The sequence below is a fragment of the Streptomyces nodosus genome (assembly GCF_008704995.1).
GTDB lineage: Bacteria > Actinomycetota > Actinomycetes > Streptomycetales > Streptomycetaceae > Streptomyces > Streptomyces nodosus.
Map to the genome: position 1 here is coordinate 3,602,972 of NZ_CP023747.1, position 23,557 is coordinate 3,626,528.

General features: G+C 70.6%; 23 protein-coding genes. 10 read left to right on the forward strand and 13 right to left on the reverse strand.

Annotation, left to right across the window (positions count from 1 at the left end):
- Position 1 precedes the first annotated feature (1 nt).
- Genes CP978_RS16290 through CP978_RS16310 form a run of 5 tightly spaced genes read right to left on the reverse strand, consistent with a single transcriptional unit; the run spans position 2 to position 4,476 of the window.
- Positions 2–667: an ABC transporter gene (locus CP978_RS16290; RefSeq protein WP_227745389.1), complete on the reverse strand. Its 666-nt coding sequence runs from the start codon at positions 665–667 to the stop codon at positions 2–4.
- Positions 655–2,205 carry a hypothetical protein gene (locus CP978_RS16295; protein WP_043441607.1) on the reverse strand — a complete coding sequence of 517 codons (1,551 nt, stop codon included), beginning with the start codon at positions 2,203–2,205 and terminating at the stop codon, positions 655–657. Before CP978_RS16295 ends, CP978_RS16290 begins: the two co-directional genes overlap by 13 nt.
- Entirely contained in the window at positions 2,202–3,071 is an 870-nt protein-coding gene (locus CP978_RS16300; RefSeq protein WP_043441609.1) for an ABC transporter ATP-binding protein, read from the reverse strand. Before CP978_RS16300 ends, CP978_RS16295 begins: the two co-directional genes overlap by 4 nt.
- Positions 3,071–3,940 carry a zf-HC2 domain-containing protein gene (locus tag CP978_RS16305; RefSeq protein ID WP_043441612.1) on the reverse strand — a complete coding sequence of 290 codons (870 nt, stop codon included), beginning with the start codon at positions 3,938–3,940 and terminating at the stop codon, positions 3,071–3,073. The genes CP978_RS16300 and CP978_RS16305 overlap by 1 nt, the downstream gene beginning before the upstream one ends.
- The gene (locus tag CP978_RS16310) at positions 3,937–4,476 is read right to left on the reverse strand and encodes an RNA polymerase sigma factor (protein ID WP_043441614.1); all 540 of its coding nucleotides are present in this window, start codon (positions 4,474–4,476) and stop codon (positions 3,937–3,939) included. The genes CP978_RS16305 and CP978_RS16310 overlap by 4 nt, the downstream gene beginning before the upstream one ends.
- A 453-nt stretch (positions 4,477–4,929) precedes the next feature.
- Between CP978_RS16310 and CP978_RS16315 the strand changes: the two genes are divergently transcribed.
- From CP978_RS16315 to pstB, 7 genes are all read left to right on the forward strand, one after another.
- On the forward strand, positions 4,930–7,206 hold the full coding sequence (locus CP978_RS16315) for an RNA degradosome polyphosphate kinase (RefSeq protein ID WP_052454145.1): 2,277 nt from the start codon (positions 4,930–4,932) through the stop codon (positions 7,204–7,206).
- Complete coding sequence (locus tag CP978_RS16320) at positions 7,187–8,314, forward strand: CHAD domain-containing protein (protein ID WP_150478234.1); 1,128 nt, start codon at positions 7,187–7,189, stop codon at positions 8,312–8,314. The genes CP978_RS16315 and CP978_RS16320 overlap by 20 nt, the downstream gene beginning before the upstream one ends.
- 88 nt (positions 8,315–8,402) lie before the next feature.
- Complete coding sequence (locus CP978_RS16325) at positions 8,403–8,816, forward strand: NUDIX hydrolase (RefSeq protein WP_043441620.1); 414 nt, start codon at positions 8,403–8,405, stop codon at positions 8,814–8,816.
- 356 nt (positions 8,817–9,172) lie between these two features.
- Complete coding sequence (gene pstS, locus CP978_RS16330; protein ID WP_043441622.1) at positions 9,173–10,309, forward strand: phosphate ABC transporter substrate-binding protein PstS; 1,137 nt, start codon at positions 9,173–9,175, stop codon at positions 10,307–10,309.
- A gap of 104 nt (positions 10,310–10,413) precedes the next feature.
- Entirely contained in the window at positions 10,414–11,421 is a 1,008-nt protein-coding gene (pstC, locus tag CP978_RS16335) for a phosphate ABC transporter permease subunit PstC (RefSeq protein ID WP_043441624.1), read from the forward strand.
- The gene (gene pstA / locus CP978_RS16340; RefSeq protein ID WP_043441626.1) at positions 11,418–12,464 is read left to right on the forward strand and encodes a phosphate ABC transporter permease PstA; all 1,047 of its coding nucleotides are present in this window, start codon (positions 11,418–11,420) and stop codon (positions 12,462–12,464) included. Before pstC ends, pstA begins: the two co-directional genes overlap by 4 nt.
- A gap of 99 nt (positions 12,465–12,563) precedes the next feature.
- The gene (gene pstB, locus CP978_RS16345; protein ID WP_043441629.1) at positions 12,564–13,340 is read left to right on the forward strand and encodes a phosphate ABC transporter ATP-binding protein PstB; all 777 of its coding nucleotides are present in this window, start codon (positions 12,564–12,566) and stop codon (positions 13,338–13,340) included.
- A 145-nt stretch (positions 13,341–13,485) separates the two neighbouring features.
- Here pstB and CP978_RS16350 read toward each other — a convergent pair whose 3' ends face one another.
- From CP978_RS16350 to CP978_RS16360, 3 genes are all read right to left on the reverse strand, one after another.
- On the reverse strand, positions 13,486–13,686 hold the full coding sequence (locus tag CP978_RS16350) for a DUF5988 family protein (RefSeq protein WP_043441631.1): 201 nt from the start codon (positions 13,684–13,686) through the stop codon (positions 13,486–13,488).
- A gap of 211 nt (positions 13,687–13,897) precedes the next feature.
- Positions 13,898–14,896 (reverse strand): inorganic phosphate transporter, encoded by a 999-nt coding sequence (locus CP978_RS16355; RefSeq protein ID WP_043441634.1) that lies wholly within the window; start codon positions 14,894–14,896, stop codon positions 13,898–13,900.
- 7 nt (positions 14,897–14,903) lie between these two features.
- Positions 14,904–15,524, reverse strand: coding sequence for a DUF47 domain-containing protein (locus CP978_RS16360; protein WP_043441637.1), 621 nt, complete (start codon positions 15,522–15,524; stop codon positions 14,904–14,906).
- Between the two features lie 317 nt (positions 15,525–15,841).
- Between CP978_RS16360 and CP978_RS16365 the strand changes: the two genes are divergently transcribed.
- The gene (locus tag CP978_RS16365; RefSeq protein ID WP_043441640.1) at positions 15,842–16,195 is read left to right on the forward strand and encodes a metal-sensitive transcriptional regulator; all 354 of its coding nucleotides are present in this window, start codon (positions 15,842–15,844) and stop codon (positions 16,193–16,195) included.
- Between the two features lie 292 nt (positions 16,196–16,487).
- Here the strand turns inward: CP978_RS16365 and CP978_RS34900 are convergent, their stop codons facing one another.
- Both CP978_RS34900 and CP978_RS16370 read right to left on the reverse strand, forming a co-directional pair.
- Positions 16,488–16,664, reverse strand: a complete 177-nt coding sequence (locus CP978_RS34900) for a hypothetical protein (RefSeq protein WP_167748011.1) — start codon at positions 16,662–16,664, stop codon at positions 16,488–16,490.
- A 199-nt stretch (positions 16,665–16,863) separates the two neighbouring features.
- A complete protein-coding gene (locus CP978_RS16370) occupies positions 16,864–17,706 on the reverse strand; it encodes an SCO4651 family lipoprotein (RefSeq protein ID WP_043441642.1) in 843 nt (280 codons plus the stop codon).
- A gap of 468 nt (positions 17,707–18,174) precedes the next feature.
- On the opposite strand from CP978_RS16370, the gene CP978_RS16375 reads away from it, so the two are divergent.
- Positions 18,175–19,752, forward strand: coding sequence for an FAD-binding oxidoreductase (locus CP978_RS16375; RefSeq protein WP_043441644.1), 1,578 nt, complete (start codon positions 18,175–18,177; stop codon positions 19,750–19,752).
- Positions 19,753–19,764: 12 nt separating this feature from the next.
- Here the strand turns inward: CP978_RS16375 and CP978_RS16380 are convergent, their stop codons facing one another.
- The 3 genes from CP978_RS16380 to CP978_RS16390 form a co-directional block, all read right to left on the reverse strand.
- Entirely contained in the window at positions 19,765–20,463 is a 699-nt protein-coding gene (locus tag CP978_RS16380) for a phosphatase PAP2 family protein (protein ID WP_043441647.1), read from the reverse strand.
- Positions 20,464–20,744: 281 nt separating this feature from the next.
- A complete protein-coding gene (locus tag CP978_RS16385; RefSeq protein WP_043441649.1) occupies positions 20,745–21,752 on the reverse strand; it encodes a C40 family peptidase in 1,008 nt (335 codons plus the stop codon).
- 163 nt (positions 21,753–21,915) lie between these two features.
- Positions 21,916–22,671 (reverse strand): trypsin-like serine peptidase, encoded by a 756-nt coding sequence (locus tag CP978_RS16390; RefSeq protein ID WP_043441652.1) that lies wholly within the window; start codon positions 22,669–22,671, stop codon positions 21,916–21,918.
- Positions 22,672–23,152: 481 nt separating this feature from the next.
- Here CP978_RS16390 and CP978_RS16395 point away from each other — a divergent pair, with 481 nt between their 5' ends.
- The gene (locus CP978_RS16395; RefSeq protein ID WP_043441655.1) at positions 23,153–23,461 is read left to right on the forward strand and encodes a hypothetical protein; all 309 of its coding nucleotides are present in this window, start codon (positions 23,153–23,155) and stop codon (positions 23,459–23,461) included.
- Positions 23,462–23,557 lie beyond the last annotated feature (96 nt).

Sequence of the window (23,557 nt, forward strand, 5' to 3'; positions counted from 1 at the left end):
CTCAGCGGTGGGCGACGTCCGGCAGCCTCATCCGGCGTATCGGTTCCGGCAGGAGCAGCGCGACCACGGGCACGGTGAGCAGCAGCAGTACCGCCCACCGCTGATGGGCCTCCGCCCACTGGGTGCTGCCCAGCCGGGCGAACAGGCACCATCGCTCGGGCAGCAGCAGCGCGAGCGCCGTGCCCATCAGCAGCAGTACCGCCACGCCCGGTCCCGGCTGCGGCGCCTCGGTGAACCGCACGGCCGCCGCCGCACCGGCGAGCGCCAGGGCCGTGAGCGCCGCCGCCTCCAGGGCGAGGTCACCGGCCGGGGGCCGTATGTCCCCGGGCACCAGGAGCAGGGCGGCCGTCCAGCTCAGTGCGGCGAGCGGCACCGCCTGTGCCATCCGCAGTGCGCTCCGCACCGACCGCCGGGTCGGGACGGTCGCGGTGGAGTGCCGGGCCGGATCGTCCAGCACACACGCCAGGCCCAGGGCCGGCACGAGCGCGGCGCACCGCATCAGCACCAGGGCGAGTGCTCCGTCGAGTCCGCCGGGGATCAGCCGGGCGAGTCCGACGAGGACAGGACCCAGCCCGCAGGCGGCGCCCAGGGCCCACCGGGGAAGGCCCCGCCACACCGGAGGCGCCAGCTCGCGGATCCCGAGGTGACCGCCGCCTATCCCGCGCACGGTTCCTCCAGCCCGGCCCCGCGCGCCGCCGGCACCCCGAGCAGCTCCGCGACCCTCGCCTGCGTGGTCTTCGGGGACGTCAGCTCCGTCCAGTGAGCCTTGACGCGGGCCGTGACGCCGTACCGCGGACGTTCCAGCAGTTCCCGGACGATCCGGGTCTGTTCGGCACTCATGATGAGCGGATTCGTGGGCGCCAGGACGGTGGCGGAGCCCTCGAGGCTGTCGCTCAGCCGGACGTTGCGGAAGGCCGTCATCGGGTCGTCCTGCGCGGCCATCGCCAGCCACATCACGGTCACCATCCGCGCGTCGCACAGTCCGCCGGCCGCCTGCTCGTCACCGGCGACCAGGACCGCGGCGACCCCGACGGCGAACTCGGGGACCCGGTTGCCGCCCCAGCGTGTGCCGACCGTGACCTCGCCCGGTGTGTCCAGGGGATCGATGGCGGAGTCGCCGCCCAGGTCGTAGACGACCGGTATCCGCTGCCGGATCGTCAGCCCCGCCCCTCCGGCACCGCCGCCCGCGAGGCCCTGGACCCGGTCGACGACCTGTGCCCACTGCTTCCGCCAGCCGTTCCACTCCGGGAAGGAGCAGTACGTCGAGCGGCCGGACACCGTGCACGACTGGAACTCCGCCGGAGTGCCGCTCAGCTTGGCGCGGTCGGCGACCAGGGCGGCACCCGGGCTCGGGGACTGTCCGGCGACTCCCGCGGCCGTGGCGGCCAGCGTGACCACCGTCAGCGCCTTCAGCAGACGGGCGCGTCCCCCGCTCAGCAGGACCGCCAGGCACAGCAGCAGTGCGGTCAGGCCCACCAGATACAGGGCGTGCCAAGCGGCCGGGCGGCCCATGATCCCGGAGGGGATCGGATCGAGGCCCTGCTCGGTGACGACCGGGTACAGCCACTGCAGCCAGTGCTCTCCGTCCCCCACGGCCGCGAGGCCGAACATCATCAGGGCGAAACCGACGACCACGACCAGCGGACCGCCGACCGGGCTCGGAAGCAGCCGCGCGATCAGCACCCCCACGACCCCGGACAGAAGCACCACCAGCGGCCCCACCACGAGTTCGGCCATCGATCCCCGGCCGGCCGCACCGGGGGTGAGCGCCGCGGCACAGAACTCGACGCCGACCACCAGCGCGGTGACCGCCGCGAACGGCACCGCGGACAGCACATGGGCGACCGTACGCCGCCAGGGCTCGACGACCAGGACGTCGAAGTGCTGGTCCAGGCCGTGGCGCCGGGAGCACACCGCGGCGGCGTTCACCCCCATGAGAACGGGGATACCGAGGAGCATCGAGCCGGACTGGGTGGCACGGTCGACGTCCTGGAGGACCGGATAGTCGAGCATGCCGTCCCCGGGGAAGAACAGCTTCCAGCCCGTGTAACCGATGTACAGCGTGAAGAACACCAACACCGGGATCTGCAGGAGGAGTTCACGGGCCTCGAACCGGGCGAGCGCAAGGACCGCGGCGGCCGAGCGGCGGCGGCCGGGCCGCACAGGGGCGGAGACCACGGGGGCCTCCTGGACGACGGTGCTCATACGGGCGCCACCTCCGCGGGCTCCGAGTCGAGGACCAGCAGATAGCCGTCCTCCAGGGTGGGGTCGAGAAGGTCGGCGCCCTCGGGCGGTTCGCCGACATTGCGGAAGGTGCCCAGGCCCGTGCGCCAGCTGGCCCGGGCCGCCGGGTCCCGCTCCGTACTGCTCCACACCCGTCCCGCCGCCCGTGCGGTGAGCTCCGCCGGAGTGCCCTCGAAGAGGATCCGGCCGCGGGCCAGGACGATGACGCGATGACAGAGCATCGCCACGTCCTCGGTCTGGTGGGTGGACAGCAGCACCGTCCGCCCCTCGCCCGCATGGGCGATCAACTCCCGGAAACGCATGCGCTGTTCGGGATCGAGACCGACCGTCGGCTCGTCGAGCAGCAGCAGGCCCGGGTCGCCGATGAGCGCCGCCGCCAGGGCGATGCGCTGGCGCATGCCGCCGGAGAGCCGCTTGATGCGGGTGCCCCGCACATCGGAGAGGTCCACGGCCTCGAGGACGCGCCGCACCTCGCGATGGCGGGCCGCCCGGTCGGTGAGCTCCTTGAGGATCGCCACATAGTCGACGAAGGTGAACGCCGTGAAATCCGGGTGGAAACCGGGGTTCTGCGGCAGATAGCCGAGCAGCCGCCGCACCTCCTGGCGGCCCGCGGCCGTGCCCGGGTCGTGCCCGAGGACGGTGAAGGCGCCGCGGTCGGCGGGCACGGCCGTGGCGAGCACCCTCAGCAGGGTCGTCTTGCCGGCGCCGTTGGGCCCGAGCAGACCGGTGACACCCTCCCGGAGACGGAGGGAGACATCGTCGAGCGCCGGGGTGCCGCCGTAGCGCAGGGTCAGGCCGGAGGCCGAGACGGTGGGGGCGGTGGTCATCAGGCACTCCTGTGAACGAAGTCGAGGGCGAGGGACGGGGCCGACGAGGTGTCGAAGGTGTCGCGCAGACGGTGCAGCAGAAGGGCCCCGGTCACGGCGACCGCCGCCGCCACGCCCTGGCCCGCTCCCGTGAAAGGCGAGAGCTCCCCGTGGCCCGTCGTCGCCGCCACCACCAGCAGGGCGATCCAGCCGCCGCCGACCAGGACGGGGGCGAGGACCTGACCCAGCCGTGCGGCCAGCGCCAGCCCGGTCGCGGTCAGCGCGAGCGCGGGCAGCAGCCAGGCGAGCGCACGCAGCCCGTACCCGGGCAGGGCCAGGGTCGCCAGGCCGTTCAGCCCCAGGCTCGCGACCAGCACCGCGACCGTGCGGATCATCAGCAGACGGAAGCCGTGCAGCGGGGCGACGAGCGCCATCTCATAGGTCGGGTCGAGGGCCGGACCGTACGACAGCGCGACACCCGCCAGCGGCAGCAGCGGAGCGAGGGCGAGAAAGAGAGCGGGGGAGTCCACCGTGTACACAGTCGCCACCGTCATGGCCACCACCAGCAGGACCGCGCCGAGCCACGAGGCCCGCAGCACGGGGGTCGCGGCCAGCAGCCGCGCGGTGTGGTCGGCGACGCCGCACCGCATCAGCAGCGCCTCCAGAAGACCCGGCCGGGGGGCGTCCAGCTCGGCGTCCAGCCGCTCCCAGCCCAGCTCCAGCACGCGTGGATCGTCGGCCTCGGCGAGGGCCAGACGGCAGGGCGCGCACGCCAGCAGGTGCGTGTCCACGGACCACAGCCGGGGCGCCTCCAGCTCGCCGCGGAGATAGGCGCGAAGGTCTTCGGCGTCCGCGTGCCATCCGGTGCCGTCGTGTCTGTCGTCCCTCATGCCAGCTCCTCCCGCAGCCGCTTGCGCGCCCGCTGCGCCCGTGTCTTGACCGTGCCGGGGGGAATGCCGAGCAGGACCGCGGCCTCCCTGGTCGTGAGTCCGTCGACCACCGTCGCCTGGAGGACGGCCCGCAGCTCGGGCGAGAGCCGGGTCAGCGCCCCCGCCAGATCGCCGTGCTCCACTCCTGCCAGGACCCGCTCCTCCGCGGAGACCTCAGGGCGGTGCCGCAGTCGCGCCAGCGTCTGGCGCAGCCGTCCGCGTGCGCCGTCGCCGCGCAGCGTGTCCACCAGCCGGCGGGCACCCACGCGCCAGATCCAGCCGGCCACATCGCCGTCCTCGCGGTAGCGCGCGGTGCCGCGCCAGATCGCCAGGAACGTCTCCTGCACGACGTCGTCCACGACTCCTCTGTCGGCGCATCTGCCGCGGAGCCGTGCCGTGAGCCAGGGCGCATAGCGCCGGTACAGCTCCTCGAAGGCCCGACGGTCCCCGTCCGCCGCCGCACGCAGCAGCTCCCCGTCACTTCTCGTTTCCCTCACGCCCCTTCATCGGACGAGCCCCCGCGATCGGTTCGCCCTTCCGAGAAGAATTTCCGCGAGGCACCGGACGGGCCGCTCCCGCAGGTGACGGGACCGGACGGTACACGCTCACTTCGAGCCCCCTCACGCTCCGTGGCGCCGCCTGGCACTCCGTAGCGCCGCCCCGCACTCTCCGGCGCCGCGCCGCGCCCCACGGCACCGCACCGGACGTCGGCGAGCCCGTCCCCGCTTTCCCGTACGTCATGTCGCCGTAACCATTGATTCAGACGGGCTTGCGACGCTCGGCCAATGCATCCCGCCGCCCCAGAGCCCCCGCCGCCCCCGGAGAACAGACCCGGCGCGCTCCCCGGGCCCCCGGAGACCGGGTCCGGTGCGGAACCCGGGCATCCCCCCGCCGCGCTTCCCGCTCCCTCCGACGCGCCCGTCACCCGGTCGGCGCGGAACAATGGGTTTATGAGCCAGCAGAACGCCCAGGCACCGGCGCACCCTGCCCCCACCCCTCCCGGCGGAGAGCCCTCGGGTCGCGCGACCATGCAGAACCAGCGGCCCTCCGTGGGGTCCATCACCGCGCACCGCCCGAACATCGTGCCCGGGGCGGTCTCCGATCTGGAACCGGACATCGACGCCGATCTCGACGTGTACGAGGAGGCCGAGGGCGCCCAGCTGCCCCCGGGCCGCTTCCTCGACCGGGAACGCAGCTGGCTCCAGTTCAACGAGCGCGTGCTCGAACTGGCCGAGGACCCGAACACGCCCCTGCTCGAACGGGCGAAGTTCCTGGCGATCTTCGCCAGCAACCTGGACGAGTTCTTCATGGTCCGGGTGGCGGGCCTGAAGCGCCGTATCGCCACCGGTGTGGCCACCCGCTCGGCCTCCGGCCTCCAGCCCCGCGAGGTGCTGGAGATGATCTGGGCCCGTTCCCGGGAGCTGATGGCCCGGCACGCGGCCTGCTTCCAGGAGGACGTCGCCCCCGCGCTCGCGGAGGAGGGCATCCATCTGGTCCGCTGGAACGAGCTGACCGACAAGGAGCAGGCGCGCCTGTTCACGCTCTTCCGCCACCAGATCTTCCCGGTCCTCACCCCACTGGCCGTCGACCCCGCGCACCCCTTCCCCTATATCTCGGGGCTCTCGCTCAACCTCGCGGTCGTCGTGCGCAATCCGGTCTCCGGCCACCGCCACTTCGCGCGCGTCAAGGTCCCGCCGCTGCTCCCCCGCTTCCTGGAGGCATCCGCCCAGCGCTACGTCCCCATCGAGGACGTGATCGCCGCGCATCTGGAGGAGCTGTTCCCGGGCATGGAGGTGCTGGAGCACCACACCTTCCGGATCACCCGCAACGAGGACCTCGAGGTCGAGGAGGACGACGCCGAGAACCTGCTCCAGGCGCTGGAGAAGGAGCTGATGCGGCGCCGCTTCGGGCCGCCGGTGCGCCTGGAGGTCGAGGAGTCCATCGACCGCTATGTCCTCGATCTGCTGGTCCGCGAGCTGAAGATCTCCGAGGCCGAGGTCTACCCGCTGCCCGGCCCCCTGGACCTCACGGGCCTCTTCGGCATCGCCAACCTCGACCGTCCCGAGCTGAAGTACCCGAAGTTCATCGCGGGCACCCACCGCGACCTCGCCGAGGTCGAGTCGGCGTCCGCGCCCGACATCTTCGCGGCGCTGCGTGAGCGGGACGTCCTGCTGCACCATCCGTACGACAGCTTCTCCACCTCCGTCCAGGCGTTCCTGGAGCAGGCGGCCGCCGACCCGGACGTGCTCGCCATCAAGCAGACGCTGTACCGCACCTCGGAGACCTCGCCGATCGTCGACGCGCTCATCGACGCGGCCGAGTCCGGCAAGCAGGTCCTGGTGCTGGTCGAGATCAAGGCCCGCTTCGACGAGCAGGCCAACATCACCTGGGCCCGCAAGCTGGAGGAGGCGGGCTGCCATGTGGTCTACGGGCTCGTCGGGCTGAAGACGCACTGCAAGCTGTCCCTCGTCGTACGGCAGGAGGGCGAGACGCTCCGCCGCTACAGCCATGTCGGCACGGGCAACTACCACCCCAAGACCGCACGCCTCTACGAGGATCTGGGGCTGCTGACCACCGATCAGCAGGTCGGCGCGGACCTGTCCGACCTCTTCAACCGGCTGTCGGGCTACTCCCGCCGGGAGACCTACCGCCGGCTGCTGGTCGCCCCCAAGTCCCTGCGCGACGGTCTGATCTCACGGATCGACAAGGAGATCCAGCACCACCGGGCCGGCCGGCCGGCGTACGTCCGCATCAAGGTCAACTCGATGGTGGACGAGGCGATCGTCGACGCCCTCTACCGGGCCTCGGATGCCGGCGTCCCGGTCGACGTATGGGTGCGCGGCATCTGCGCGCTGCGCCCGGGCGTCCCGGGGCTGTCGGAGAACATACGTGTACGGTCCGTCCTCGGCCGCTTCCTGGAACACTCCCGGGTCTTCGTCTTCGGCAACGGCGGCGAGCCCGAGGTGTGGATCGGCAGCGCCGACATGATGCACCGCAATCTGGACCGCCGCATCGAAGCGCTGGTCAGGGTCACCGACCCGGCTCACCGGGCGGCCCTCAACCGGCTGCTGGAGACCGGCATGTCCGACACCACGGACTCCTGGCACCTGGGCCCGGACGGCGAGTGGACCCGGCACGCCACCGACGCGGACGGCCAGCCCCTGCGGAACATCCAGGAGATGCTCATAGACGCCCGGAGGCGCCGGCGTGGCACAACGACACCTTGATCCCCCGACCGGCCCCCCGGCCGGGCCCTCCCCCCAGTTCCCGGTCTCCGCACCGCTTTCGGCGCGGCGGGGTCCCGAGGAGCAGGCGGGCACCCCGACCGGGGACGCCCTCGCGGACTATCTGCGGGCCCAGGCCACGGAGTTCCTCCGGTCGCTGCGAGCGCACCGCGAGAGCGGTGGCGCGGCCGGCGGGGCGGAGGATCCCGGGGAAGCGGCGCTGGCCCTGCGCCGCTCGGCCCGCCGTATCAGCGGCACCCTGCACACCTTCCGTCCCCTCCTGGACGCCGAGTGGTCCGAGCGGATGCGCCCCGAGCTCGCCTGGCTCTCGGGCACACTCGCCCGTGAGCACGCCTGCGCGGCCCGGCTCGAACGGCTGCTGGCGGCGCTGCACCGGCTGTCGGGTTCCTCGGCACTTCCCCCGCAGCCGGCGGGCGCGGCCAGACCCGCCGGCGGTCCGCGCGCCCAGCAGGCCGTCGCGGACCGGGGCAGTCTGACCGTCGGCGCGGCGAAGGCGGGCGCCCTGCTGGAGCGCCAGCTGACCCTGGCCCGGACGCGTGCCCACTCGGCGGCCCTGGGGGCCCTCGGATCGAGCCGCTTCCACGCGGTGGCGGACAGTGTCGCCGTCCTCGCCAGCGAGGTCCCGCTCGCCCCCGCCGCCACCGGTGCCGACCTGCGCCCGGCGGCCGACGCGGCCGGCGAGCGGCTGAGCGACGCGGTGGCCGCGCTGCCACTGCTCACCGCGGGCCATCCGTACAACGCCGAGGCCCTGGTGCACGGCCTGTCCCCGGACCCCGCCCCGCACCCCCAGGACGGCCCCTGGCACCAGGTCAGGCTGCTGCTGCGGCTGCACCGCTACGCCCAGGAGGTGCTCTACGGCGAGGACGCGGCCGTCGACGCCCGGCTCTCGGCGGCGGGCCAGGCCCTGAACCGGCACCGGGACGCCTCGGAGGCCGCCGCCGCCGCGGCCTCGGCGGCGCGCACCCCGCGCATCGCCCCGGCGACGGCGTACGCCCTCGGCGTGCTGCACGCCGATCAGCGTCATGAGGTGGAGGCGGCTCGGTTCGCCTTCCAGCAGGCGTGGCAGAAGCAGACCGTGGGGACCCTCTAGGCCCGTAGCGCCGTAGGCCGGGTGCCCCCGCAGAGCGCAGCAGCACCGAGGCACGTCACGGACACCGGAGAGGAGCAGGAGCGGCCCCATGAGCGACGACACCGTCCACGCCGCGGGCTGTGTCCTGTGGCGCCGCTCCCCAGTCGACGGCGCACTGGAGATCTGCCTGGTCCACCGGCCGAAGTACGACGACTGGTCCCATCCGAAGGGCAAGCTCAAGCGCGGTGAGGATCCGCTGGCGGGGGCGCTGCGGGAGGTCGAGGAGGAGACGGGCTGCCGCGCCGTTCCCGGGGTGCGCCTGCCCACGGTCCGCTATGAGGCGGGCGGCCGGCCCAAGCAGGTCGACTACTGGGCGGCGGAGGCGACCGGCGGCTCCTTCCTCCCGAACAGCGAGGTCGACCGCCTCCTCTGGCTCCCGCCCGCGGACGCCCGCCACCGGCTGACCCAGCCGCGGGACCGGGACCTGGTGGACGCCCTCCTGGACGCGCTGGACCCGAGGTAGCGGGTCACCCTCTTCTCACCTCTCCGTGACGACGAGAGGGACATCACGGGGCATATTTCCTGACACAGTAGGGAATGAGCGGGCACGATACGGGCACGATCGGCTGCGTGGAGTCACATGCCGCAGGGTCACCAGCCGGAATCACCCCGTGTCCTCGATGTAAGCGTTCCGTGACCTAACCGCACCGTCCACAGGGGTTCACCCTCCGTTCATTTACGGCCACAGGCGGCTTCATCTGATCTGCCTAATTTCGGCCTTACCGGATGGGGACACGGCCTGACGGACGCGCCCCCTTCACCCCACACTTCGCACGCCGCCGAATCAGGCCGGCGGCTCCTGGAAGGAACTCCTCGAAAGTGAAGCTTCAGCGCATGAACCGGCGGGCCCTCACCCTCGGTGCTCTCGCCGTCTCCGGCGCCCTGGCCCTCACGGCGTGCGGCTCCGACGACACGAGCAAGGGCAGCGGCGACAAGAGCGCCTCCTCCTCCGCGTCCGCGAACGCCAGTTCGATCAAGTGTGACGACGCCAAGGGCCAGCTGCTCGCCGACGGCTCCTCCGCGCAGAAGAACGCCATCGACGCCTGGGTGGCGCAGTTCTCCCAGGCCTGCCCCGGCGTGCAGATCAACTACAAGGGCGGCGGCTCCGGCGCCGGCGTGACCGCGTTCACCCAGGGTCAGGTCGCCTTCGCCGGTTCGGACTCCGCGCTGAAGCCCGAAGAGGTCGACGCCTCCAAGAAGGTCTGCACCGACGGCCAGGGCATCGACCTGCCGATGGTCGGCGGCCCGATCGCCGTCGGTTACAACCTGCCGGGCGTGGACCACCTGGTGCTGGACGCCGAGACGCTGGCCAAGATCTTCAACAGCGACATCAAGGTCTGGAACGACAAGGCGATCCAGAAGCTGAACCCGGACGCCAAGCTTCCGTCCACCAAGATCCAGGCGTTCCACCGCTCGGACGAGTCCGGCACCACGGACAACTTCACCAAGTACCTCAAGGCCCAGGCCCCGTCCGTCTGGGGCAAGTACGCCGGCGGCAAGGCGTGGGAGGCCAAGGGCGGTCAGTCCGCTCCGCAGTCCTCGGGTGTGGCCTCTCAGGTCAAGCAGACCGAGGGCGCCATCGGCTACTTCGAGCTGTCGTACGCCAAGGACATGACCTCGGTCGCCATCGACACCGGCGCCTCCGCCCCGGTCGAGGCCAGCGTCGAGAACGCCACCAAGGCCATCGCGGACGCCAAGGTCGTCGGCACCGGCAAGGACCTCTCGCTCGAGCTGAACTACGCCACCAAGGCCGACGGTGCCTACCCGATGGTCCTGGTCACCTACGAGATCGCCTGCGACAAGGGCAACAAGGCGGACACCCTGCCCGCCACCAAGGCGTTCCTGCGCTACATCGCGAGCACCGAGGGCCAGGGCGTCCTGGCCGACAACGACTACGCCCCGATCCCCGACAGCATCATCTCCAAGGTCCGCACCACCATCGAGGGCCTGAGCTGACATGAAGTGCGGTCCGGCCCCCACACGGGGCCGGACCGCACCCGTCCGGTGCACCGCCGCCTGGAGCCGCACACCGCGTGTGGCTCCGCAGACCGGAGATCCCGATGGACATAACGACAGAGAACACAGAAGCGCCTCCCCCCACCCCCCGGCCCTCCGCCGCCGGGCAGAACCACGCGCGCCGCAGCACCAGCCGTCTCGGAGACCGGATCTTCCTCGGTCTCTCCCGCGGCTCGGGCATCCTGCTGCTGGTACTCATGGCCGCGATCGCGGCCTTCCTCGCGTACCGTGCGTCCCTGGCCATCAGCAAGGACCACGGCAACTTCCTGACCACCCTCGAGTGGAACACCGGCACGCAGCCGCCCGTGTTCGGCATCGCCGTGCTGGCCTTCGGCACGGTGGTCTCCTCGGTGGTCGCCATGGTCATCGCGGTCCCGATCGCGGTCGCCATCGCGCTCTTCCTCACGCACTACGCCCCGCGCAAGGTGTCCGGTCCCATCGCCTATGTGATCGACCTGCTCGCCGCCGTGCCGTCCATCGTCTACGGCCTGTGGGGCGCCCTGGTCCTCGTACCGCAGCTGAACGGACTCTTCGGCTGGCTCAACGACTACTTCGGCTGGACCGGCGTCCTCTCCTGGGAAGGCGGCCCCCCGCGCTCGATGCTCACCGTCGGCATCCTGCTCGCGATCATGATCCTGCCGATCATCACCAATGTGAGCCGCGAGGTCTTCCGCCAGGTCCCGCGGATGCACGAGGAGGCCGCCCTGGCCCTCGGCGCCACCCGCTGGGAGGTCATCCGCATGGCCGTGCTGCCCTTCGGCCGCTCCGGCGTGATCTCCGCCTCCATGCTGGGCCTCGGCCGTGCGCTCGGCGAGACGATGGCCGTCGCCACCGTGCTCTCCCCGGACTTCCTCATCCACGGCAGCCTGCTCAACGCGGGCGGCGGCACCTTCGCCCAGAACATCGCCAGCAAGTTCAGCGAGGCGTCGGAGTTCGGCCGTGACGCGCTGATCGCCTCCGGTCTGGTCCTGTTCGTCATCACCCTGCTGGTCAACGGCGCGGCCCGCATGATCATCGCCCGCCGCAAGGAGTACTCGGGGGCCAACGCATGAGCACCGCAGCCGTCGCCGACAAGCGCCCCAGCACCCTGCGCGGCGCCAGCCTTCCCTCCTGGTCCCCCTGGGCCATCGCCGCCGGTTCGATCGCCGTCGCGATCGGCATCGGCACCGCCGCCGGACTGCACAGCCACGTCCAGTGGGGTGTGATCGCGGCGATCGTCTTCGTTCTCGCCACCTATGGCATCGCCGCACGCGTCGAGGGCCGCCGCCAGGCCAAGGACCGCATCGCGACCGCCCTGGTGTGGGTGGCCTTCCTGCTCGCGTTGATCCCGCTGGTCTCCCTGGTCTGGGTGACCGTGAAGCGCGGTGTGAAGGTCCTCGACATCTACTTCCTGACCCACTCGATGGGCGTGGTCGCCGACTCCCAGCCGGGCGGCGGCATCTATCACGCCATCCTCGGCAGCCTGGAGCAGGTCGGCCTCGCCACCCTGATCGGCGCGCCGATCGGTGTGCTCACCGCGGTCTACCTGGTGGAGTACGGACGCGGCAGGCTCGCCAAGGCGGTCACCTTCTTCGTCGACGTGATGACCGGCATCCCGTCGATCGTCGCCGGTCTGTTCATCCTCAGCCTGATGCTGATCTTCGAGATGCAGCCCTTCGGCTTCGCCGGTTCGCTCGCCCTGGCCATCCTGATGATGCCGGTCGTGGTCCGCTCCACGGAGGAGATGCTCAAGCTCGTCCCCAACGAGCTGCGCGAGGCGTCCCTGGCGCTCGGCGTGCCCAAGTGGCGCACCATCCTGAAGGTGGTCCTGCCGACCTCCCTCGGCGGCATCACCACCGGCGTCATGCTGGCGATCGCCCGTATCGCGGGCGAGACCGCGCCGGTGCTGCTGCTGGTGTTCGGCAACCGCTTCATCAACGCCAACCCCTTCGAGGGTGCGCAGGCGTCGCTGCCGCTGTACATCTACCAGCAGTACGGCGCGGGCGGTGACGCCGCGTACGACCGTGCCTGGGCGGCATCGCTGACGCTGATCGCCTTCGTGATGATCCTCAACCTGGTGGCCCGCGGCATCGCCCGCTGGAAGGCCCCGCGCTAACCCTTGCGGCCCCCGCCGCGTGGCCGGACCGCCCGAGGCGGCGATATCCGGCTCCGGCGGGCGGGGCCCTCAGCGACTGATACTGGAAGTGAAGTAGTCATGGCCAAGCGAATCGACGTAAGCGGACTCACCGCCTACTACGGCTCCCACAAAGCGATCGAGGACATCTCGATGACGGTCGAGCCGCGATCGGTGACGGCGTTCATCGGCCCCTCCGGCTGCGGCAAGTCCACGTTCCTGCGGACGCTCAACCGTATGCACGAGGTGACACCGGGCGGACGTGTCGAGGGCAAGGTGCTGCTGGACGACGAGGACCTGTACGGCCCCGGGATCGACCCGGTCTCCGTCCGCCGCGAGGTGGGCATGGTCTTCCAGCGCCCCAACCCCTTCCCCACGATGTCGATCTTCGACAACGTGGTGGCGGGTCTGCGCCTGAACGGCAGCTACAAGAAGTCGGAACTCAACGACGTCGTCGAGAAGTCGCTCAAGGGCGCCAACCTCTGGAACGAGGTGAAGGACCGCCTGAACAAGCCGGGCTCGGGCCTCTCCGGCGGCCAGCAGCAGCGCCTGTGCATCGCCCGCGCGATCGCGGTCGAGCCCAAGGTCCTGCTGATGGACGAACCCTGCTCCGCCCTCGACCCGATCTCCACCCTCGCCATCGAGGACCTGATCGGCGAGCTGAAGGAACGCTTCACGATCGTCATCGTGACGCACAACATGCAGCAGGCGGCACGTGTCTCGGACCGCACCGCGTTCTTCAACCTGGCGGCCGTGGGCAAGCCCGGGAAGCTGATCGAGATCGACGACACCGAGCGGATCTTCTCCAACCCCTCGGTCCAGGCGACGGAGGACTACATCTCGGGCCGCTTCGGCTGAGATCCCGGACCGTTCCGGCTCGAGCCGACGGTCCGGCAAGACCCCTCGCGGTGCTGCATGGCGGTGCCACCGCGAGGAGGAAGAGGGCCCGCCCCTGGCTCCCGGGGGCGGGCCCCGCCGCATGTCCGGAAGGGCTGCGGACCGGCTACTCGGCGGTTTCCGTCCGCTCCCACCACCGGTAGACCGTGACCTTCTCCTGTTCGACCTCCTCATGGCGCGTGGTGACCTTGTAGTGCTCATAGCCACCACGGTGCGGGATCTTCAGCTCCTGCCCCGGAGGAACGATCGGCACCACCGTGCCCGCCAGTTCCTCCGGCCCGTCCTCAAGAAGTGCCTTGGTGCTCATAGCTCCAGTCTTGCCCCCGCGTCCCGCCTCGCATCTCGAGCCGGGTGCGGCGCCGGGGCCGGACCCGGCTCGAGATGCCACAGGCAGCCGAAGGGATGCCACGGGCAGCCAAAGGGTGTCACGGGGCATCCGAGGGGGTGTCACGGGTCGACGAGGGGGGCCACCCGGAGGAGAAACCTTTCTGCACCCGGGCCGCGCCCGAGGTCGGAGGTCAGAGGAACGCCAGGTTGATCAGCCAGAAGCCGCAGGCCGCCACGAGCGCGGCCGCCGGCATCGTGATGAACCAGCCCAGCACGATGTTCTTGGCGACGCCCCAGCGCACGGCGTTCACCCGCTTCGTGGCTCCCACACCCATGATCGCCGAGGTGATCACATGCGTCGTCGAGATCGGGGCCTTGAAGAGGAACGCCGTGGCGAACATGATCGACGCGCCGGTCGTCTCCGCCGCGAACCCCTGCGGCGGGTCCAGTTCGATGATCTTGCGGCCCAGCGTGCGCATGATGCGCCAGCCGCCGGCGTACGTCCCCAGTGAGAGCATCGCCGCGGAGACCAGCTTCACCCACACCGGGATCGGGTCCCCGTAGTCCTCGACGTCCGCGATGACCAGGGCCATCACCACGACGCCCATCGTCTTCTGCGCGTCCTGAAGACCGTGGCCGAGCGCCATGCCGGCCGCCGATACGGTCTGCGCTATGCGGAAACCGCGCTTGGCCTTGTGCGGATTGGTCCGGCGGAAGATCCACATGATCGCGGTCATCACCAGATAGCCGACGACGAGGCCGACCACCGGCGACAGGAACATCGGGGTGACGATCTTGTCCAGGACCCCGGACCAGTACACCGTCGTACCGCCCGCCATCGCGGCGCCCACCATCCCGCCGAACAGCGCGTGCGAGGACGAGGAGGGCAGGCCGAAGTACCACGTGATCAGGTTCCAGACGATGGCTCCGAGCAGCGCCGAGAAGAGGATCCCCATCCCTTTGCCGCCCTCGGGCGTCTGGATCAGTCCCTCGCTGACCGTCTTCGCCACCCCGCTGCCCAGGAACGCACCGGCGAGGTTCATCACCGCCGCCATCGCCAGCGCCGCCCGCGGCGTCAGCGCACGGGTGGAGACCGAGGTGGCGATGGCATTGGCCGAGTCGTGGAAGCCGTTCGTATACGCGAAGAAGAGCGCGACCAGGACGGTCAGGATCAGAGCAAGGGTGTCCATCGACCGCTCAGGACTCCTTGACCGCGATGGTCTCCACGGTGTTGGCCACGTGCTCGAAGGCGTCCGCGGCCTCCTCCAGCACATCCACGATCTGCTTGAGCTTCAGCACCTCGATCGCGTCGTACTTGCCGTTGAACAGATGGGCGAGCAGCTTGCGGTGGATCTGGTCCGCCTGGTTCTCCAGGCGGTTCACCTCGATCCAGTACTCGGTGAGGTTCTCCATCGTGCGCAGATTCGGCATCGCCTCGGCCGTGAGGTCCGCGGCTCGGGCCAGCACCTCGATCTGCTGCTCGACGCCCTTGGGCAGCTTCTCGACGTTGTAGAGGACGACCAGGTCGACGGCCTCCTCCATGAAGTCCATGATGTCGTCCAGGGAGGACGCGAGGGAGTAGATGTCCTCGCGGTCGAAGGGCGTGATGAACGAGGAGTTCAGCTGGTGGAAGATGGCGTGCGTGGCGTCGTCACCGGCGTGTTCCGCGGCCCGCATACGCTCTGCGATCTCGGTCCGGCCGGAGGCGTCCGCCCCGAGCAGTTCCATCAGGAGTTTCGAGCCCGTGACGATGTTGTCCGCGGATGCGGCGAACATGTCGTAGAAGCTCGTCTCCCTGGGGGTCAGACGAAAGCGCACGTGGGGTCCTCAGGATGCTTCGGTTTCGGTCAGGCTGATGCTAGGCGCATCATCCGTTCACGGCTAAGGGGCCGTCCCCCAGTGTCGCCCATCGGGCACCGTGGTCGGCACGGGGGCGGTATGGAGAGGTCACAGGCGTGGTACGAGCCTGGTGCCGGACCTTGGCCGGGTAAGCGGGCAAGCGCCGCATACCCGGCAAAATTCGTTACCATATACCCGCCGGGGGTATATGTCCGCTGCGCGGGCACAGGGAAGGCGGGTCCAGAGGCCACCGGTCCCGACCCGCACCCCGGACCACCGTCGATCAGGAGGACGCGATGACCACCGAGGCCGGCGCGACGGCGCCCTCCGAGGACACCGGGACCGTGGTGACCGACCACGACCGCGGCATCCACGGCTACCACCACCAGAAGGACGAGCACCTCAAGCGGCTGCGCCGTATCGAGGGCCAGATCCGCGGGCTGCAGCGGATGGTCGACGAGGACGTCTACTGCATCGACATACTCACGCAGGTGTCCGCCTCCACCAAGGCCCTGCAGTCCTTCGCGCTGCAGCTTCTGGAGGAGCATCTGCGCCACTGCGTGGCGGACGCCGCGCTCAAGGGCGGGTCGGAGATCGACGCGAAGGTGGAAGAGGCCTCCAAGGCGATCGGCCGCCTGCTGCGGACATGAGCCGACGATGGCGGGTCCGGGCGTGACGGCCCGACCCGCCGCCGGCGCGGCACCCCGGACGTGACGTTCTTAACATTTCGCGAGACCGGGACCTTCCGGACACCCTCCGAAATCTTTCGACCACACTGCGGGACTCCGCCCACCCTGCGGAAACCGCTGGACACGGCGTGAACACGGCCGGACGTCGGCGGAGCCTTCCGGAAAACGGCCCGCGGAAACCGGCGGCCCCGACAGCCGCGCGGGCCGCCGGGTGGTCACCCGCACCGCGGCGCACCCGCCCTCGCCTCGCCGCTCACCCGCGAGAGGCGTGCCGTTCCTCGGCCACCTTCAGCACCTCGTCGATGCTCTCCAGGCTCAGCCGGTCCTCCAGCGCGGACGAGGCCGCGATGATCAGGTCGCCGCACAGCTCGATCTCGGCGAGGGCGACGTGGTCCTGAACTGCGGTACCGCCGAGCGAAGCCACGTGCATCACCTCTTCCTGCCGTCACCGGCTTCCTAGGGTAGGGAGCTTGTGACGGGCGGCGCATGGCACGGACGGACCATTTCCCGCCCCTCAGCGGCACCAGTTCACGGCCGCGCCCCGACCCGGGCCCCGGGCGTTTCCGGCCGGTAGCGGCATCGATGCTCGGCGGCACGGCGCCGGGAAGCGACCCGCTCCCCGGCCCGGGTCACTGCGCCGCGATCTCCCCGGTGAAGATGTCCCCGGACGCCGGCAGCCGCACCTCGGCAGGGACCCCGAAGCCGTAGAGCAGGGTCGTCGAGGTCACCTCGACCGCGGTCTTCCGGCGGCCGTTGACAAAGCTGAAGCGGTGGCGGACCTTGCGGACCCGGCCCCGGTCGTCGAGGTAGGCGTCGAACGGCACCTCGGATGTGGCGAACCCCTTCGCGGCCGCCCGCAGCGGCTCCCGGTCGCCGGCGGACGCCCTCCGGGCCGCGAGCCCGATGTCGGCGACCCCCCGGTAGTGCCGCACCGACGCCCCCTCGACCTCGGCCCGCCCCACATAGGTCGCCGCCCGGACCCCGCGGAGCAGTTCCACCGCCGTGTACGGGTCGGTGGCGCCGCCGGTGACCAGATTGCCGTCGCTCAGCGTGGTGGTGTCGACCCGCACCCATTTGTCGGCGGGCACCCCCGCACCCCGGTTCTTCATGAACAGGGCACCCGGTGCGAGCAGTTCGGTGATGGGGAGATGCTCCTCGGCGCCCGCGGGGTCCTGCGGCAGCGTCACGGTCAGGCGCCCGAGCCGGTCGCGGTAGTCGTAGACACCCTCGCCCCGGATGGTGACCCGGGTACCGCCGGTGGCCATCTCCATCGACGTACGCGCCCGGGAACTGCCCTGCCGCACCAGGACCGCGGCGGACCGCTCGAGCACCCCGACGGCCCCCGTACCCGGACGGGCGTCCTCGGCGGCGATCCCGAGGCTCGCACATCCGGTGAGCAGGGCACCGCAGAGAAGGAGTCCCGCCAACGCCACGACCGCCGCACCGACCCGAACCTGCTGCCGCACCACCATCGCCCGCCTACCCCCCGCCGGTCCGGTCCCGGTGCCCCTCCTGTCGTTCCGCTTAACGACGGGTGGGAGCACCCGTCACGCGCATCGCATGGCGGCCCACCTGCCCTGGGTAACGTTGTCGAAGTGGAACAACAGGACGCCCCCGCCGGTCCGGAAGAACACCGCACGACAACGGTCGAACAGGGCCGTTTCTGTGTGGCGCGGTGCACATGCGGCTGGCGGGGCCCGGCGCGCAGAGCTCGGAGTCTGGCCAGGACGGACGCCGAGGTGCACACTTCCGGCTAGGACGTTTTCCGAAAGTCCGGTCGAACCGCCCTTCGGAACACGCTCCCGTCGAGACCGGAACAGCCGGTCTATATCGGATGACCCCATTACATACCTACTGATGTCGTAGCGATTCTGTGGCACTTCCCTACGGACCCCCACCTGGGGGCCCGTCTCGTTCCACGGAACCCGAGGGAGGCGCATATGCAACGACGTACCTTCATGGGCGGAGCCACCGCCGCGGTCGCGACGGCGGTGACCGCCGCATGCAGCGGCGGCGCACACGGTGCGAGCGGCGCGGCAAAGGACGCGAGCGGCTTCGCGTCCGCCACCGCGACAGCCCTGCGGACGACCCCGCCCGCGACCGCCACCGGCGCCACCGCCGCCTCCTGGACCGCGCTGGCCCGGGACCTCGACGGCACCCTGGTCCGCCCCGGCGACCGCTCCTGGTCCACCGCCCACCAGCTCTACAACACCCGCTTCGACTCCCTGAAGCCCGCGGCGGTCGCCTATGTGGCGCACGCGGACGACATCCGCACCGCGCTGTCCTACGCCCGCGCCCACGGCGTCAAGGTCGCGATCCGCAACGGAGGCCACTCCTACGCGGGTTGGTCCTCCGGGGACAACAGGCTGATCATCGATGTGGGCAACCTGCACACGATCCGCGCGAGCACCGGCGAGGCGGTCGTCGGCGCCGGTTCCCGGCTGATCGACATCTACCGCACCCTGACCGCGAAGGGCGTGACCATACCCGGCGGCTCCTGCCCCAGCGTCGGCGTCTCGGGCCTCACCCTCGGCGGCGGCCATGGAGTGATCTCCCGGGCGTACGGGCTGACCTGCGACAGCCTCACCCAGGCGACCCTGATCACCGCGGACGGCAAACAACTCGTGGCGAACGCCACCGAGAACAAGGACCTCTTCTGGGCCCTGCGCGGCGCGGGCAACGGCAACTTCGGCGTCGTCACCGAACTGCGCTTCAAGACCCACCCGGCACCCCAGGCGGTGTCCGCCTATCTGACCTGGCCCTGGTCGAAGGCCGCCGCCGTCCTCGCGGCCTGGCAGGAGTGGGGCCCCGACCAGCCCGACGAGATCTGGTCCTCCTGCCATCTGGAGAACGCCGGCACCTCCACCGTCTCCGTCGCCGCCTTCTCGCTCGGCACCTACGGGGAGCTCCAGAACGCGGTCGACCGGCTGGCCGCGCGGGTCGGCTCCCCGGCGAGCAGCGTCTCGCTCCGGAGGCGCTCGTACGAGGCGGCCATGGAGGTGTACGCGGGCTGCTCCTCCTTCACCTCCGACGCCCAGTGCCATCTGCCGGGCAGCACCCCGGGCCACTCCCCGCAGGGCGCCCTCGGCCGGGAGACCTATGCGGCCCACTCGGACTTCTTCGACCGCTCGATCCCCACGGCCGGCATCGCGGCGATCCTGAAGCAGATCGAGCAGACCCGGGGCGGCGCGGGCAGTGTGGCGTTCACCGCGCTCGGCGGTGCGGTCAACCGGGTCGCGCCGACGGCGACGGCCTTCGTCCACCGCCGCTCGCGCATGCTGGCCCAGTACATCGCGAGCTGGCGCGCGGGCACCTCGGGCACCACGGCCCGGTCCTGGCTGGCGTCCGCGCACGGCTCCCTGCGCACCCATGCCTCCGGAGCCGCGTACCAGAACTACACGGACCCGACCCTGACGAACTGGCGACAGGCGTACTACGGCGACGCCGCTCCCCGCCTCGCACAGCTGAAGCGGCAGTACGACCCGAACGGCTTCTTCACGTTCCCGCAGGCGCTTTAGGGCGCTGGGGGGTCAGGCTGCCAGGTCCCGTGCCTCGGGCGGCGACGACGTCCGGGCACCGGGGACCGCGCACTTCGCGGCCCCTGCCCCGCGTGCGTGGATCAGCCATCCGGCGCGCGGCGACCGTTCGATCGCCTTGGTGAGCGGGGTGAGCAGGGCGGCGGCGAGCGGGGAGAGCAACAGGGCGACGGCGGTACCGAGGGCGAAGCCGCCGACGACGTCCGTCGGGTAGTGCACGCCCATATAGACCCGGCAGAACCCTTCGAGGAGCGCCAGGCCGAGGCCGATGAGGCCGAACGTCCGGTGGGCGACGAAGAGTCCCGCCGCCATCGCCATCGTGAGCGTGGCGTGGTCGCTGACAAAGGAGTAGTCGGTCTTGCCGGCGACCAGGACGTCCAGTCCCTGATGGTCGACGAAGGGCCGGGGCCGTGCCACAAAGCCCCGGATCGGCACATTCACCAGCACCGCGAGAGCGGCGGCCAGCGGAGCCCAGATCAGCGCGGCCACGGAGGACGCCGCGCCCTCGCCGCCTCTGCGGCGCACGCCCCACCAGCACCACAGGACCAGCAGCACCATGGCGAGCAGCAGTCCGTACTCACCGACGAACCCGATGAGGCGGTCGAACCAGTGCGGGGCTTCCTTGGCCAGGCCATTGATGTCATAGAGCAGATCGACGTCGGGGTTCGACCCGGATTCGGCGAGTCCAGCCATCGTGCGCGGCCCCTTCGTCGTCTTTCCGTCGCGCGGACGCGCCCCTGTGCGCGCCGCTCCAACACCCCCGTGGTCGTAGACCCGCTCCACGCCGGGCCTTGCTGCCGGCGTCGAGGCGCTACGTCAAAAGGAACGTGCAGCCCTCTTCCCTACGTTCCACACTCCACCGAACGATCATGCAGACGTTACCGAAGCGAGACTCGTCATCGCAGATCAGGGGGTGCGTACAGCAGAGGGTTCCGGCCGCCGGCCTTCCTTTCGCACGTCCCTCACACCCCGATTCACACCGACGTGGGCAGCGCTTTCGCGCCATCTTCGGTGACACGCGTCGCCCCGAAGTAGTCGGAGGTGTCGATGGGGTCGAAACGGATCACGGCACCGGTCCGGGGCGCGTCGATCATGTAGCCCCCGCCGACGTAGATGCCGACGTGATGGATGGCGCGAGAATCGTTCGGGTCGTGCGAGAAGAACACCAGATCCCCGGGCAGCAGTTCGCTGCGTTTCGGGTGCGGTCCCGCATTGTACTGATCGTTGGCGACACGCGGCAACGTGATGCCCACGCTCTCGTACGCGGCCTTGGTCAGCCCGGAGCAGTCGAAACGCCCGCTGTCTTCGGGGGTACCGTTGCCACCCCAGAGATAGGGGGTGCCGAGCTTCTTCTGCGCGAAGTAGATGGCGCCGGCCGCCTGCTTCGACGGGGCGACCCGCTGCCTGGGCGCCGCGAAGCTCTCCTCCAGCGTCGTGATGGTCTTCACATAGTTCTGGGTCTCCCGGTAGGGCGGCACGCCCTGGTACCTGATGACCGCGTACGCCCCCGCGTTGTACGCGGCGAGCATGTTCTCCGTGGGGTCCCCGGGCGCGTCCTTCACATAGGAGGCGAGCTTGCAGTCGTAGGAGGCGGCGGACGGGATCGCATCGCGCGGGTCCCAGACGTCGGCCACCCCGTCGCCGTTGGCGTCGATGCCGTGGGTGGCCCAGGTGCCGGGGATGAACTGTGCGATCCCCTGGGCCTGCGCGGGGCTCTTGGCGTTCGGGTCGAAGCCGCTCTCCTGGTAGAGCTGGGCGGCGAGCAGCGCGGGGTTGATCGCGCCGCACAGGTCGCCCCACTCCTCCACGAGCGAGACGTATTCGGCGGGCACGGTGTTCCTGGCGAGCTGGACGGCCCCCCTCCCGACCCCGCCCGCGAGGTTTCCGGCGACCAGGTACACGCCGATGACGAGCAGCATCACAAAGCTCAGTGCGGAACCGACGGCGACGGTCACCCAGATCCACGCCTTACGCACCGTCAACCGCCCCTCGCCGCCCGGGAGTCCGCCGAGGATCAGTGTAGAGACGAAAACGGCGACCGGGCTCCGAGAAGTCCTGGTCCGGGCCCCAAACGTACGAGATCGGCCACTTCCCCGGCAGCGGCCGACGCCGAAACAGGCGGGGGCGGGGCCGTTTGTGCCGGTACTAGGAGCCCGAGGCGGTCCGGTAGAGGGCCGCGGCCTCGTCGCCCAGGACGGTGCTGTAGGAGACGTCCGGCGTGGAGCCGCCCTGCTCATGGCCGCCGAGGACGCCCACGACCTCACCGTCGTCGTTCACCCAGGGACTGCCGCTGGTGCCGCCCGTGAAGTCGGGGCACTCGATGCGCTGTTGTGTGTCGCTCTCGGCGGTCGGCGTATTGACGCAGACCAGCGGGGTGTCCTGGGAGCTGGGGTACCCGGTGACGGTGACGGCGGTGGCCCCGGTCTCCCGCCCCGTGACGAACTTGTTGGCCCCGACGATGTCCTCGGCCTGGGCGCCCTTGACGGATTCCAGCGTGGCGAAGGCGATGTCGCCGTCCTCGTTCTGGGCACCGCTCCAGGAGCCGCCGACGAACGTCTTGCTCACCTTCCACACCCCGTACGGCGCCCTGCCGTCCCGGTAGCCGGGGACGAACCACATGGCGCCCCGGCCCAGACAGTGCGCGGCGGTGACGATCAGGTTGCCCCGCTTGCTGTGCACCACGGAGGCGGTACAGAAGTGACCGCCCTCCAGGGCCCCGCTGGTGCCGAAGAGCGCACCGACCTTGACGCCGGCCGTGCTGCTGTCCGCCTCGGCGGACACACCGAGCGGTTCGGGACCACCGTCGGCGGCCGACACGGAAGAAGTCGCGGCGACCAGCAGCACGAGAGCGCCCAGGAACGCGTGCCGCTGGTGTCGAGAGGGGCCGGTGATGCGGTTCATCACCTCTTACTGTGACCCACCAAAGTGAGAAAAATCCCGTGCGTACTCTGAAAATCCTCTGTGAGGTTTCATCGCCGCAGGTCAGCACGGGCTTTCGAGCGGGATCTACTTCGCCCCTTCGGGCGCACCACCCGCTCCGGCCCGGACACCCCGGCAGACTGCGACCCCGAACATACGTGCGAGATGTATCCCATGGCCGTTCGGCCGGACCGAGCCGGACCGAGCCGCACCGCGGGCTCCCCCGAGACCTCATTGCCCGGCATGACCCGCCGTGATACACACAGGACGATACGCCCCACGATGCACCGCTCCATTCCCCCCGCTACGGCCCTCGGCGGACCGAAGGCAAGGGACAGCTACGAAACTCGCCAATCAATGACGCCAAGTCGACATGCGCAGGCGCCATTGTCAGCGACAATGTCCCTGGCCTCTGCGACCGTGGCAGGGGATACGGAACTACCCACTAGGGGCGGTGACTTACATGCATCTGGCGGCCGCAAAAGGTGACATCAACACGATCATCGGCGGTATCGCCCCAGACTGGGGTCCTTTTGGAAGCCTGGGCAACGAGGCTCGCGTGATGGTCGAGGTGGTGATGGCCGTCGCCATCCTGCTCTGCCTGGCGATCGCGATCTGGGGCGCGGCCAAACAGCGCATCGGCGCCACGGCTCTGCGCGACACGTTCAGCGCCGAACAGGGCAAGGGCCTGATCATCGCGGGCCTCACCGGAGTCTTCATCATCGGCTCACTGGGCACACTCTTCACGATCGTGTACGGCATGGCCGTCTGACCCCGGCCGTCCGGGCCGACCCCGGACCGCCGGGCCTGCCCGGCGCACCATCAGTGTCCGGCCGGGCGCGCCCGGTTCCTCCTCCGACCCATCCGT